Annotated in this window: 12 protein-coding genes and 1 pseudogene; 8 read left to right on the forward strand and 5 right to left on the reverse strand. The window is 70.2% G+C overall.

Features of this window, described 5'->3' with window-relative positions:
* Nucleotides 1–104 precede the first annotated feature (104 nt).
* Nucleotides 105–968 carry a hypothetical protein gene (locus tag JWN68_RS14600; protein ID WP_297740166.1) on the forward strand — a complete coding sequence of 288 codons (864 nt, stop codon included), beginning with the start codon at nucleotides 105–107 and terminating at the stop codon, nucleotides 966–968.
* A 5-nt stretch (nucleotides 969–973) separates the two neighbouring features.
* On the opposite strand, the pseudogene JWN68_RS14605 reads toward JWN68_RS14600, so the two are convergent.
* A pseudogene (locus tag JWN68_RS14605) lies at nucleotides 974–1,736 on the reverse strand (PLP-dependent transferase).
* Between the two features lie 53 nt (nucleotides 1,737–1,789).
* Between JWN68_RS14605 and JWN68_RS14610 the strand changes: the two are divergent.
* The 4 genes from JWN68_RS14610 to JWN68_RS14625 are packed head-to-tail and all read left to right on the forward strand — an operon-like array spanning nucleotide 1,790 to nucleotide 5,153.
* Nucleotides 1,790–2,152 (forward strand): Lrp/AsnC family transcriptional regulator, encoded by a 363-nt coding sequence (locus JWN68_RS14610; RefSeq protein ID WP_297740168.1) that lies wholly within the window; start codon nucleotides 1,790–1,792, stop codon nucleotides 2,150–2,152.
* Nucleotides 2,153–2,198: 46 nt separating this feature from the next.
* The gene (locus JWN68_RS14615) at nucleotides 2,199–2,744 is read left to right on the forward strand and encodes a PadR family transcriptional regulator (protein WP_297740170.1); all 546 of its coding nucleotides are present in this window, start codon (nucleotides 2,199–2,201) and stop codon (nucleotides 2,742–2,744) included.
* Nucleotide 2,745: 1 nt separating this feature from the next.
* The gene (locus tag JWN68_RS14620) at nucleotides 2,746–4,737 is read left to right on the forward strand and encodes an NADPH-dependent 2,4-dienoyl-CoA reductase (RefSeq protein WP_297740172.1); all 1,992 of its coding nucleotides are present in this window, start codon (nucleotides 2,746–2,748) and stop codon (nucleotides 4,735–4,737) included.
* Between the two features lie 53 nt (nucleotides 4,738–4,790).
* On the forward strand, nucleotides 4,791–5,153 hold the full coding sequence (locus JWN68_RS14625) for a hypothetical protein (RefSeq protein ID WP_297740174.1): 363 nt from the start codon (nucleotides 4,791–4,793) through the stop codon (nucleotides 5,151–5,153).
* 147 nt (nucleotides 5,154–5,300) lie between these two features.
* Here the strand turns inward: JWN68_RS14625 and JWN68_RS14630 are convergent, their stop codons facing one another.
* A complete protein-coding gene (locus JWN68_RS14630) occupies nucleotides 5,301–6,335 on the reverse strand; it encodes an IS110 family transposase (RefSeq protein WP_297740176.1) in 1,035 nt (344 codons plus the stop codon).
* 252 nt (nucleotides 6,336–6,587) lie between these two features.
* On the opposite strand from JWN68_RS14630, the gene JWN68_RS14635 reads away from it, so the two are divergent.
* A complete protein-coding gene (locus tag JWN68_RS14635) occupies nucleotides 6,588–8,138 on the forward strand; it encodes a glycine rich domain-containing protein (protein WP_297740178.1) in 1,551 nt (516 codons plus the stop codon).
* Between the two features lie 181 nt (nucleotides 8,139–8,319).
* Nucleotides 8,320–8,532, forward strand: coding sequence for a hypothetical protein (locus JWN68_RS14640; RefSeq protein WP_297740180.1), 213 nt, complete (start codon nucleotides 8,320–8,322; stop codon nucleotides 8,530–8,532).
* A 92-nt stretch (nucleotides 8,533–8,624) separates the two neighbouring features.
* Here JWN68_RS14640 and JWN68_RS14645 read toward each other — a convergent pair whose 3' ends face one another.
* From JWN68_RS14645 to JWN68_RS14655, 3 genes are all read right to left on the reverse strand, one after another.
* Complete coding sequence (locus JWN68_RS14645) at nucleotides 8,625–9,515, reverse strand: hypothetical protein (protein ID WP_297740182.1); 891 nt, start codon at nucleotides 9,513–9,515, stop codon at nucleotides 8,625–8,627.
* A gap of 14 nt (nucleotides 9,516–9,529) precedes the next feature.
* Nucleotides 9,530–10,354 carry a L,D-transpeptidase gene (locus JWN68_RS14650; protein ID WP_297740184.1) on the reverse strand — a complete coding sequence of 275 codons (825 nt, stop codon included), beginning with the start codon at nucleotides 10,352–10,354 and terminating at the stop codon, nucleotides 9,530–9,532.
* Nucleotides 10,355–10,444: 90 nt separating this feature from the next.
* On the reverse strand, nucleotides 10,445–11,482 hold the full coding sequence (locus JWN68_RS14655) for a zinc-dependent alcohol dehydrogenase family protein (RefSeq protein WP_297740186.1): 1,038 nt from the start codon (nucleotides 11,480–11,482) through the stop codon (nucleotides 10,445–10,447).
* Nucleotides 11,483–11,537: 55 nt separating this feature from the next.
* On the opposite strand from JWN68_RS14655, the gene JWN68_RS14660 reads away from it, so the two are divergent.
* Nucleotides 11,538–12,678: MFS transporter (locus tag JWN68_RS14660; protein ID WP_297740188.1), on the forward strand; the 1,141-nt coding region annotated here is incomplete at its 3' end.

Below are 12,678 nucleotides of genomic sequence, written 5' to 3' on the forward strand. Positions count from 1 at the left end.
GCGTACGCCGCAAAGCACCGCGGACGGCCCCTCCCCGCTGCTACGTTGCCAGTGCCGTTGACTCGAGGGAGTCTGCTCTGGACGGCCGAGGCGAACGGGTCCCCATGTCGATGGTTCTTCCATACCTGCGTACGCACGCACCACTCGTCGGCGCACTCATGTTGCTGACGGCTGGAGGTGCCTACGGGGTCGCCGGTCACGGTGAGCAGGATCCAGCCGGTCGTGCACAGGTCCGCGCGTGCGTCGATGAGAAGACCAAGGTCCTCACGAAGACAACGGCGACGCGTGGCTGCCCCGAAGGTTCGAGGGAGATCTCGTGGAACCTCGTCGGGCGACGAGGAGCCGCCGGACCTGCGGGTGCGACCGGCCAGCCGGGCGCAGTGGGGCTTACCGGAGCCCAGGGCGCCAAGGGTGCGCCGGGAGCACCGGGTGCGGACGGGGCCGCGGGTCCGACCGGAGCGCCCGGGCCCGTCGGAGCCCCGGGTCCGACCGGCCCGGCTGGTCCGACCGGGCCGAGCGGCTTGGTCGGGCCGCCCGGCGCGGACGCGGTCTCGGAGTACGCCCAGTTCTATGCCCTCTCGCCACCTGACAACGCCGCGACCGTCGCTCCCGGCACCGCGGTCTCCTTCCCGCAGAACGGACCGGACAGCGGGGTCATCGTGAGGACGACGGACAGCTCGTTCACCCTGCCTGGCATCGGGGTCTACCGGGTCGCCTTCTCGGTCTCGGTCAATGAACCCGGTCAGCTCGTCGTGACGCTCAACGGCGCGGACCTCGACTACACCGTGGCGGGCCGCGCGACGGGGACTTCGTTGATCGCCGGTGAGGCGCTCGTCCAGACCTCCAGCGTCAACTCCGTGCTCTCCATCCTCAACCCGGCCGGCAACTCCACTGCCCTCACGATCACCCCACTGGCCGGCGGCACGCGTCCCGTCGCGTCGACGCTCATCATCGAGCAGCTCGACTAGCGGTTTCAGCGAGCAGCAGCGAACGCCCGGGCGAGGTCGGCGCAGAGGTCCTCGGGGTCCTCGAGGCCGATCGAGAGCCGCAGCACGGCCTCGTGTGGCCTCGCCTCGTTCGCCACCGGCCGGTGGGTGAGCGCGGCCGGGTGCTGCACGAGGGAGTCGACGCCGCCGAGCGACACGGCGTGCGTGAAGAGCGTGACGGACCCGGTGAAGCGAGCTGCTGCGGCGTACCCGCCCTCCATCGCGAAGGCGACCATCGCGCCAGGACCGCGCATCTGGCGTCCGATGATCTGCTGGGGGTCGCACTCGGGAAGACCGGGGAAGTAGACCTCGCCGACCCTCGGCTGGGCGGTGAGCCAGGCCGCGGTGGAGGAGGTAGGCACCCATCGGGTGCAGCAGTCCACCGGTGACGGCGCGCACCCGGCGCAGCGCCTGCGCCCAGCGCTCGTCGCACGCGACGATGCCGCCCATGGCGTCGCCGTGACCGCCGAGATACTTCGTCGCACTGTGCAGGACCAGCGCCGCACCCAACGCGGCTGGGTTCTGCAGCACCGGTGTCGCACAGGTGTTGTCGACCAGCACGGGCACATCGCCGGCGGCCGTCGTGACGGCGCGGATGTCGACCAGCTCGAAGGTGGGGTTGGCCGGGGTCTCCAGGACGACGAGGCACGTGTCGGGTCGTACGGCGCCTGCCACCTCATCGGCGGCACAGAAGGTGGTCTCGACCCCGAGGGTCTCCGAGGCGAGCAGGTGGTCGGTGCCGCCGTACACCGGACGAACCGCACGGCCGGCTCACCAACGCCGCTCTCGCCGCCCGGGTCGGCGTGGCCGAGTCGACCTCCCTGGCGAGGGTGCGTTCCCCGCGCGAACGAGACGTCGTGCGCGGCATCCACGCCGACCTCGACCTGGCCGCGCTCGGCTACCCGATCCAGGCCGTCGTCAACGTGCGGCTCGGCAGCCACAACCGCGACCACGTGGCGAGCTTCCACAAGATCCTCGCCACGGTGCCCGGGGCGCTCAGGATCCTGCACGTCGGTGGCGAGGACGACTACCTCATCCATGTCGCCGTCTCCTCGACCCAGCAGCTGCGCGACCTCGTGCTCGAGCACATCAACGTGCACCCGGTCGTCCGGCACACCGAGACCCAGCTGGTGTTCGAGGAGATCCCCGGCGCAAGCGTGCTGTGAGGCGCGACTCATTGCAACTCGTTGCATAGGGTGACACCATCCCGGCATGGCCCTCGAGCACGCGCTTCTCGTCGCACTGCGAGAGCAGCCCGCGTCAGGGCTCGAGCTGGCACGGCGCTTCGAGAAGTCCATCGGCTTCTTCTGGCACGCCACGCACCAGCAGATCTACCGCGTCCTCGGTCGGATGGAGGCCGACGGCTGGGTCGACGTCGAGACCGTCCCGCAGACCGGCAAGCCCGACCGCCGTGTCCACACCGTGTCGGCCGCGGGCGCGAAGGCCCTCAGCGACTGGTTGGCCGAGCCGCTCCCGATGGAGTCCTTCCGCAGTGACCTCGCGGTCAAGCTGCGCGGTGCGTCGTACGGCGACCGCGCGACCCTGCTCCGACGCGTGCGCGAGACCCATGCGGACCACCAGACCCGCCTCGCGCACTACCTCGACCTCGAGCAGCGCGACTACCCGGAGCCGGCCGACCTGACCGGCGCCGTGCTCGACCAGTGGCTCGTCCTGCGCGGTGGCATCCGCCTGGAGGAGTACTGGATCGGCTGGCTCGACGAATACCTGACCGCCCACGGCTCCACCGAGAAGGACTGACATGACGACCTACCCGCACCTCCTCTCCCCGCTGACCATCGGCGACCTCACCCTGCGCAACCGCGTGGTGATGGGCTCGATGCACACCGGGCTCGAGGACAAGCCGTGGGACATGGACAAGCTGGCGGCCTACTTCGCCGAGCGTGCCCGCGGCGAGGTCGGCCTGATCATCACCGGCGGCTACGCGCCCAACAAGCGAGGCTGGCTCAAGCCCCTCGCCGCGGAGATGACCACCCGGCTCCAGGCGATGCGCCACGAGCGGGTCACCGCTGCCGTGCACGACGAGGGCGGCGCGATCGCGATGCAGATCCTGCACGCGGGTAGGTACGGCTACCACCCGCTCAGCGTCAGCGCCTCGGCGAAGAAGTCGCCGATCACTCCCTTCAAGCCCAGCGCCCTGTCCACGCGCGGCGTCGACCGGACTGCGACCGACTTCGCGAAGTCGGTGGAGCTGGCGAAGAAGGCGGGCTACGACGCGGTCGAGATCATGGGCTCCGAGGGCTACCTCATCAACCAGTTCCTCGCCGCCCGCACCAACGACCGCAGCGACGCATGGGGCGGGACCGCCGCGAAGCGGATGCGGCTCCCCGTCGAGATCGTGCGCAGGTCGCGCGAGCTGGTCGGGGACGGCTTCCCGATCATCTACCGCATCTCCCTGCTCGACCTCGTGGAGGGCGGCCAGACCTGGGACGAGGTCGTCGAGCTCGCCGGCGAGCTGGAGCAGGCCGGGGTGACGGTGTTCAACACCGGCGTCGGGTGGCACGAGGCCCGGGTCCCCACGATCATCACCCAGGTCCCGCGCGGCGCCTGGCGCTCGGCGACGGCGCGCCTCAAGGGCGTCACCTCCGTGCCCGTGTGCGCGTCCAACCGGATCAGCTCCCCGGAGATGGGCGAGGACATCCTGGCCTCCGGTGGGGCCGACCTGATCTCGATGGCACGGCCGCTCCTGGCCGACGCCGCGTTCGTCGCCAAGGCCCGCGCTGGGCGCGCCGACGAGATCAACACCTGCATCGCCTGCAACCAGGCGTGCCTCGACCATGTGTTCGTCAACAAGAAGGCGTCCTGCCTGGTCAACCCGCGTGCCGGGCGCGAGACCGAGCTCATCCTGCTGCCGACCCGCACGCGGAAGGCCGTCGCCGTGGTCGGCGCCGGACCGGCCGGTCTGGCGGCTGCAGTCAACGCCGCCGAGCGCGGCTTCGCCGTCACCTTGTTCGAGCAGACGCCGACGCTGGGCGGACAGTTCCGCCTGGCGATGCAGATCCCCGGCAAGGAGGACTTCGCCGAGACCCTGCGCTACTACACGCGCCGCCTGGAGGTGCTCGACGTCGACGTCCAGCTGTCCACCCACGCGACGCCCGAGCACCTCGCCGCCTTCGACCACACGATCATCGCCACCGGGGTCGTCCCCCGGATGCCGGCGATCGAGGGCATCGACCACGCCAAGTCCGTGTCGTACGCCGACGTGCTGAGCGGCAAGGTCACGGTCGGTCGCCGCGTCGCGGTCGTCGGAGCAGGTGGCATCGGCGTCGACGTGAGCCACTTCCTCACCCATGACCCGAACGACACCGACGAGGACTGGTACGCCCACTGGGGCGTCGGCGACCCGGCGCTGCACCCGGGCGGCCTGACCGAGCGGAAGCCGCGCTCGACTGTCCGCGAGGTGACCCTGGTGCAGCGCAAGACCACGCCGATCGGCATCGGTCTCGGCAAGACGTCCGGGTGGGCGCACCGGGCCGTACTGAAGCAGTCGGGAGTGACGCAGATCAGTGGTGCGGCGTACGACCGGATCGATGACGCCGGCCTCCACCTCACCGTGGACGGCGAGCAGCGCCTGATCGAGTGCGACCACGTGGTGATCTGCGCCGGACAGGAGTCGGTGCGCGACCTCTACGACGCCGTCGGCGGGCACCTCATCGGTGGGGCCGACGTCGCCGCGGAGCTGGACGCGAAGCGCGCGATCCTGCAGGCCACGGAGCTCGTCGCGGCGCTGTAGGGCTGGGCCAGACGCCCTACTGCCGTCATGCACCCGGCAGTAGCGTCGTGCGGGTGGGTGGCGACTCTGACCGTCGTTGTCCTGGCGCTCACGGGTGGTTGCGCCGGCGACGGGGTCCGGCTGGGTCCCACAGGATTCGCGGACGCGCCGGCATCGACGCCTTCAACGCCGCGGAGTACGGCGAGACTGTCGAGCACTTCCAGGCGGCGCTCCCACCCGCCGAGGAACAGGACGACGGACCGGTGCCGGTGAGCGAGCTCATCGAGGCAGTCCGCTACTACGCCGAGCTCGACGCGAAGCTCTACCCCGAGGCGGCCAGGAGCTCTCCGGAGTTCGCGAAGTACCAGGCGATCACCCTCGGCCAGTGCGTGGCTGGCGACGCCGGGACGCAGGAACCGCCCAGCGCAGACGCCTAGTCGTGTTGAGCGACGAGCGTTGAACGAGCTAGTTCGCCCTAGACGGACGCACTCATCCGCCGCCCACGCCGGTCGTGTGGCTCTCATGTGGCCTGTGTGACCAGGGGGTCGCAAGGGCCAGGAGAGGCTCAAGAGCGCCTCTGTGTGTCAAGCCGCTTGGAGTTGGTGCCGTTCGTGGTCGGCCAGTACGCGGCGGTAGATGGCGTTGGTGATGCGTCGTTTCAGGCTACGGCGGGCTTCTTTGACGGTCTTGTGCTCGGTGATCTTGCGACGGTAGTGATCACGCCCGGGGCCGGGGTCGCGTGCCTGGGTGAGGGCAGCGACGTGGAGGGCGGCGTTGAGTTGGCGGTTGCCTCGCCTTGATAGGCGGTGGGTCTCTTGGTCGCCGCTGGACACGTCGATGGGCGCGGTGCCGGCGTAACTGGCGTAGTGCTCCTGGTTCGGAAAGCGCCGGATGTCTCCAGTCAGCGCGAGGATCTTCGCGACGGTCAAGAACCCGATGCCCTGAATCTCGGTGAGGGTCGTTCCGCTTGCGGTGACCGCTGCTCGCAGCTGCTTCTCGAGTTCTTTGATCGAGCCCTCATGACGTTTGAGGTCGCGCACGACGTCGCGGGCGATCTGCTTGCGCTGGTAGTCAACCGCGGTCACGGGACGGATCTTGTTCAGCAGTGCCGACGCCTCAGTAGAGCTGAGGCGCACGTCGGCGCCACCGGGGTGGAGGTCGCGGAGCAGGACGTGCAGGCGGTTGATCCACCGGGTGTGCTCGGCAACCAGGTCGTCGCGGCGCTCGGTAAGCAGTCGCATGATCGTGTGGTGGTCCTCGAGCTGTACGCGGTTGAGGCGCCGATTGTGCAACGCAACCGTCGCGACTGAAATGGCGTCGGCGACGTCGGTCTTGCGGGCACTGCTCGAGCCCAGCAGCCGTGCTCGCGCCGCGAGCTTCGCCGGCACATCGAGCACGAGCTCGCCGGCGGTGACGAGCTGCTGGGCGATGCTGCGGCCCAGTCCGGTGGCTCCTTCGACTGCCCACTGGCGCTCGGGCCACTGTGCAGCCCAAGCAAGGATCGCAGCCGGGGTGCTCTTGTCCACGACGAGTCGAATCGATGGATGGGTTTGGCCGTCGGGGCGGACCGCTACCGCGGTCAGCGAGCTCTTGTGTGGGTCGATGCCGATGGTGATCACAGTGGATGCCTTTCCTCGCTGGGTGGTGGAGGGACCGCGGTGGGCAACCTGACTTCTGGATCGATCACGCCTCTGCTGAGCCACGCCGCGGCGGGTGTCGGCCGGGTACGCACGCTCTTGATGAGCCGGCCCAAAGGCGGCAAGGGGACTTGCGAGCCAGCCCGGACCGACACCCTCGACACCGTAGGGCTGCAGGCCCGTGATGTCTGGTGCCAGTAGACAAGTCAGGGGTCTGCCCAGCTCGAAGCAGCGTTGCCCTCCCGGCTCGACCGCGGCGCTGCGGGCGGCAACGGGGGCTTCACCCTCGGAGGTCGCGGGGGGCAGGCCGTCGGCACGGTGGCCGTCTCCGCGGGACGCGGCCTGGTGGTGATGGTCGGCGGCGCTGGCGGGAACGGCGAGGTCCGGAACACGTCCTTCAGCACGAGCAACGGCGGCGGATCCGGGTGTGCGGACCTCGACTGCGTCTTCGGGGCCACCTTCAGCATCGAGGGCGGCGGCGGCGCCTCGGACCTCCGCCTGAGCAACGACCTCGGAAGCCGGGTCCTTGTCGCAGCCGGCGGCGGCGGTTCCGGCCGCTTCTCCAACGGCAGGGACGGCGGATCCGGACCGTGCAACCCCACACCCGGTCAGGGTGACGGTTCGACCTACAACGACGCACGTCCGGGTGGCGGTGGCGGCTACCTCGGTGGCGCGTCCAGTCGCTTCTCCGGCGGTGGTGGCGGATCCAACTTCGTCCTCACGGGTGGTCCGCTCGCTGCGAGCGGGACCTCCACCCAGAACGGCGCCAGCACCGGAGCCGGCAAGATCGCGATCTCCTTCCTGCAGCCCGCCACCCTCTCCGCGACGTCGCCCGCCGGGCGGCTCCGTGCTGACGGCACCAGCACCGTCGCCGTCACGGCAGCGTTGCTCGACGTCGAGGGCAACCCGTTGAAGAGCGGCCAGGTGTCGGCAGCCGTCGACAACGGCGCGACAGCCTCACCCGTCGTCGGCAACGGGGACGGCACCTACACCACCACGATCACTGCTGGCACGACACGATCGGACCTCACCGTGACGTTCAGCACCGGCACCCTGTCGGCGACAGCAACCGTGGTGCAGGGTCCCTCGAAGGTCGCGCTCGCACTGTCCTCCCCGACGGTGGTGGGTGACGGCACCAGCACCGTGACTGCGACAGCGACCTTCGCCGACGGCGCCGACGGTGGCGTGGACCACGAGACCGTGACCATCGGCGCGACCGGAGGGCACACGGACGTGGGTCCGGTCACGGACCACCGCGACGGCACCTACACCGCCACCATCACCTCGACGACAGCGCTGGGCACGGACACGATCAGGGCGAGCAACGGTGACCTGTCTGCCACGGCGTCGCTGGAGGTCGTGCACGGTACGGCGACGTCCTTCACCTTCTCCGGCCCGGGCAACGTGGTCGCCGGGACGCCGGCAACCGTCACGGTGACGGCCCACGACTCGTTCAGTCACGTCGCCACGTCGTACGCAGGCACGCCCGGAATCGTGGAGGACCTCGAAGGCGCCCCGACCGGCTGCGGCACCAAGGCCTCCGACGGCTGCGCACACACCGTGACACTCGGCTCGTCCGTCAACGGCTCGGCCACCCTTGCCTTCACGGCCTACGGCAGCACCGACGCCGGGCACATCACCTTGTCCGACCGCTCCCTCCAGGGTGCGTTGCCGCCGTTCGTCGTGGCGCCCCAGACCGCCGACCACCTCGCCGTCGCTGGTCCGGCCTCACCGCTCATGATCGGCAAACCAGGCCCGGTGACGATCACGGCGCGGGACCGGTAGGACCACCGAATAGGTGCCGACCCTCTTCGGCGTTCCGTGCAGCTTGAGCCGACCCCTGGAGAGGCGCGTCACCTTCAGCCATTCCGGCACGCTGCCCGCGAAGAGACGTGGACCAGGCCGGCCCGCGGCGGAGGCCCGGAACACGAACACCTCGCCCCTCGTCGCGTGCGCGGCGCTCGCCGTGAGGAACTCGGGCAGGGTGGTGGCCGGGGTCACCGGGGTGACCGCAGTCACCGAGACCACCAGGTGCTGGACCGCCATACCGGCGTCGTTCGACGCAGTGACGGTGAGCGCCCAGGACCCGGCGTCGCTGGCGTCCGGCACACCGCTGATCGAGATCGTGCCCGGCCGCCTGGTCGATGACTCATCGCAAGCAGCCCGGCCGGAGCGGTGAAGCAGACCTTGCAGATCGTCGTACGGAAGAACAAGGCTCGCAACTGAGGGATCATCCCCGGTCCGGTCGTCTCGTGCGCCGGGGACAGTGCGTCAGCCGGTCACCGGGGCAGAGACCTGCGCCGGGGTCGGCACGGGCGCCGGCTTGGACTTCGGCTTCTTCTTGACTGATTCGCTCTTCACCTCGACCGCGTGCTGCACCGCCGCACCGCAGGTCGCCGATGCGAGCACGGCCACCTCCTTGCCCCCCACCTCGATCCTCAAGCCCTGGACAGTGAAGTTCTCGCCGTCCCGGATCTGGTGGTTCAGGGTGATCTTGGCGACGGCCGCGAGCTGCTCCGGCAGGAGCTGGGTCTCCGGGGCGACCTGGCCGACGAGCGCCGGCTGTGGAGCCCCGAGCACCTCGACGTCGGTCAAGGTGACAGTGCCCGACTGGTCGTTGCACTCGGTCAGCAGGGTCCCGACCTTGGCAAGTGACACGATGTCCGCGTCCAGCAGGCCGTTGCAGAACACGGTGGCGGCTTCGATCGTCGGGACGTCGAGGACCGTACCGACGCCCGGCACCTGGTTGAGGGCGTCGTTGAGCGGAGCGAGCGCCTGGTCGGCGGGGGCGCCCTGCTCCACGACGGTGCACGCCTGACTCAGCTTCGCGATCCCGTCCTTGAGCTCTTGCGGCAGTTGGGCCGCGGCCTGGCCGAGCGTGAGGTTGGTGATCTTCGCCGAGGCATGGTCGTTGCCGGCGCTCAGGTCCAGCACGCCCCCGGCAGCCAACGGTCCGAGCTGGGCGGGCACCTGACCGCCGCCCTTCTGCTCCTGGGAGCCGTCGGACTCGACCGCCGGCTGGCCCGGAGACCCACCCACGGAGGCGCCGTACGCCGAGGAGCCCGACTGGTGCTCACCACTGGCGGTCGGGGCCGTCACGATCATGAGCGAGGCTGTTGCCAGCGCGATGCCGGCGATGCCGGCCTTGTTGGGGATTCTCATGTCTTCCTCCGAGGTTATTGCTGATCGACGATGACGAGGGTGCCGAGCGGCACCTGGCGGAGCTGTTCGAGGGCGTCAGCCGGCACGCGCACGCACCCGTGGCTGACCGCGCTGCCGAACACCGAGGCGTCCGGCCAGCCGTGCAGGGCGACGGTCCCTGGTCCGCCGCCGTAGGAGTCCAACGTGTCGCTGTGCGAGCCCAACGGCAGGATCAGCGGGGAGTAGCTCTGACCCGCGTCGACGATCGAGGCGAGCAGGAACGTACGTCCCACCGGGGTCGGGGTCTCCGGGGCTCCCACCGCCACGCTCCACGAACCGACTTCCGCCCCGTCGCGGAGGAGCTCGAGCTGGCGGGAGCCCACGTGCACCTTGATGAGGTACGGCGACCGCCGCCGATCGAGCTGCGCGGTCCTCAGCCACCCGGTCGACCCGTTCGGACGCGACGGAAGCAGCACCTGGGTCCAGGCTCCGCGCTGGTCGAGGACCGGGAGCCACGTGTCGTTCATCATCTGCTTCGGCGCGACCTTGGCGAAGGGACGTCGGTCGGGTGCGGCGTACACCGGCAGCGTGCGGCGCGGGTGGACGACCTCACCGTCAGTGGCCGCCAGCGGGTCGGTGTCCTTGGGAGCCCGAGGCAGCTTCGTCTCGGTCGTGGACGCGACCAGCGAGGTCAGGTCGACCGGGGCGGCGCCGCGGGAGGCGTTGTCCTTGTCCGAGGCGCACGACGTGAGGGCCGCGGCGAGGAGGGCAGCGACGGCGATGAAGGCCGCGCGGGACCGCAGCCTGCTCGCTGCGTTGCGCAGGCTGTCGGTCTTGCTGGTCAGATGCGTGTCCGGCACGAGGTCCCCTCCCGTCTTGCAAGTCCAACGAAGGACCCCACGGATGGTGACGGCTGACCTCACCCATGTGGGCCAAGCCACACCGATCAGTCAGCGAGCGGGGTCCACCATGGTCATCCCTGCCGGGGTGGCCCGGTCGAACCCGGGCAGGAGCGCCGCCGCCTCCTGGAGACCGATCGTGCGCTCGACGAGTCGCTGCGGCTGGAGCAGGCCCTGCTCGATGAGTGCCAGCATGTCGGGGTAGTCGGCCGCTGCCATCCCGTGGCTGCCGAGCACGTCGAGCTCCCAGCCGATGACCCGCTCCATCGGCACTCGTGGATGACCCGCGATCGCTGGCAGGAGGCCCACCTGCACGTGCCGACCGCGCCGACGAAGGCTGCGGATCGCGTCGGCGCACGTCTCCTCGCTGCCCACGGCGTCCACCGCGACGTGGCTGCCGCCACCGGTGAGGCCGGCCACCCTGGCCGGGATGTCCGAGCCGTCGGCGAGCAGCAGGTGCTCCGCGCCGAGGTCGGCGGCGACGGCCAGCGCCTCGGGGTTCCGGTCCACCGCGACCACCCGACCTCCCAGAGCTCGGGCGATCATCACCGTGCTGAGTCCCACACCGCCGGCGCCCACCACGATCACCCACTCGCCCTGGAGGAGTCGGGCGCGTCCGACGAGCGCGCGGTACGCCGTCGCGAACCGGCACCCCAGGCTGGCGGCCGTTGCGAAGTCGACCGACTCGGGGATGGCCACCAGGTTGGTGTCGGCAGCGTGCAGGGCGACGTACTCCGCAAAGGATCCCCAGTGCGTGAAGCCCGGCTGCTGCTGGTCGGGGCACACCTGCGCGTTCCCGGCCTGGCACCACTCGCACCGACCGCACCCGCAGACGAACGGGACCGTGACCCGGTCACCGACCGTCCACCGGCCGACACCGTCGCCTGCCTCGACCACCACGCCGGCCAGCTCATGACCCGGCACGTGCGGGAACGTGATCTCGTCGTGCCCGGCCCACGCGTGCCAGTCGCTGCGGCACACCCCGGTGGCCATCACGCGGACCACCACGCCGCCGGAGGGCGCCGTCGGGTCGGGGACCTCACGCACCTCAGCACGCCCACGGACCGCCTCGACCACCACTGCGCGCACCCCAGCATCCTGTCACCCAGGGAACAGGACTCGCTCCACCTCGGTTGGGACCTCCGTGAGCGCGCCCGAGATCACCCGAGCCAGCGTGGGTCTGCGCAGTGAGCGTGGTCCGCTCCTGCTGGCAATCATGCTCAGCATCGGGCTGGTGGCGATCGACGCCACGATCCTTGCCACGGCAGTGCCGGCGGTGGTCGACGACCTCGGCGGATTCACCTCCTTCCCGTGGCTGTTCTCGATCTACCTGCTGGCCCAGGCCGTTTCCGTCCCGATCTACGGCAAGGTCGCCGACCTCTACGGCCGCAAGCCCGTGATGCTCCTGGGCATCGGGCTGTTCGTCGTCGGCTCCCTGTTGTGCGGCATCGCCTGGAGCATGCCGGCGCTGATCTTCTTCCGGCTCGTGCAAGGGCTCGGGGCAGGCGCCGTACAACCGATGGCCATGACGATCGTCGGCGACATCTACTCCCTCGCGGAGCGCGCCAAGGTGCAGGGCTACATCGCCAGCGTGTGGGCGGTCTCCTCCGTCGTCGGGCCGACACTCGGCGGCGTCTTCGCCGACTACCTCTCGTGGCGCTGGATCTTCTTCATCAACCTGCCGCTGGGGATCGCCGCTGCCTACGTAATGCGGCGCAGGTTCGACGAGAACGTCGAGCCGCGCGAGCACGCAATCGACTACGCCGGCGCGGTGCTGCTCGCCGTCGGTGGGTCCCTGCTGCTGCTCGGCCTGCTCGAGGGCGGCGTGCGGTGGGCGTGGGGTTCGCCGATGGGCGTCGGGATCTTCGTCGCTGCAGCCGTCCTGCTCGCGGCCTTCGTCGCCGTGGAGGCGCGCACGCCCGAGCCCGTGCTCCCGCTGTGGATCTTCCGTCGTCGCGTGCTGAACGCGGCGAACTCGAGTGCCGTCGTCGTCGGGGTGCTGATGCTCGGTCTGACGTCCTACGTCCCCCTCTACGCCCAATCCGTGCTGGGCCACGGAGCGCTCGTCGCGGGCCTGGCGTTGGCGGCGATGACGATCGGCTGGCCGATCGCGGCGACGACGAGCGGCCGCTTCTACCTCAGCATCGGCTTCCGCAGGACGGTGTTGATGGGTGCGCTGTTCGTCACCGCGGGAGCGGCACTGCTGCTCCCGGTGAACGCCGACAGCGCGCTGTGGCAGCTGGCCCTGCCGTGCTTCGTCATGGGCATCGGCTTCGGCTACGTCG

This window comes from Nocardioides sp. (assembly GCF_025964975.1).
In the GTDB taxonomy this organism is placed as follows: domain Bacteria; phylum Actinomycetota; class Actinomycetes; order Propionibacteriales; family Nocardioidaceae; genus Nocardioides.

Bases quoted from the DNA above. Each gene is read 5' to 3' on its own strand.
- JWN68_RS14620 (WP_297740172.1), top strand. From the start codon at position 2,746: ATGACGACCTACCCGCACCTCCTCTCCCCGCTGACCATCGGCGACCTC.
- JWN68_RS14645 (WP_297740182.1), bottom strand. From the start codon at position 9,515: ATGAGAATCCCCAACAAGGCCGGCATCGCCGGCATCGCGCTGGCAACA.
- JWN68_RS14615 (WP_297740170.1), top strand. From the start codon at position 2,199: ATGGCCCTCGAGCACGCGCTTCTCGTCGCACTGCGAGAGCAGCCCGCG.
- JWN68_RS14600 (WP_297740166.1), top strand. From the start codon at position 105: ATGTCGATGGTTCTTCCATACCTGCGTACGCACGCACCACTCGTCGGC.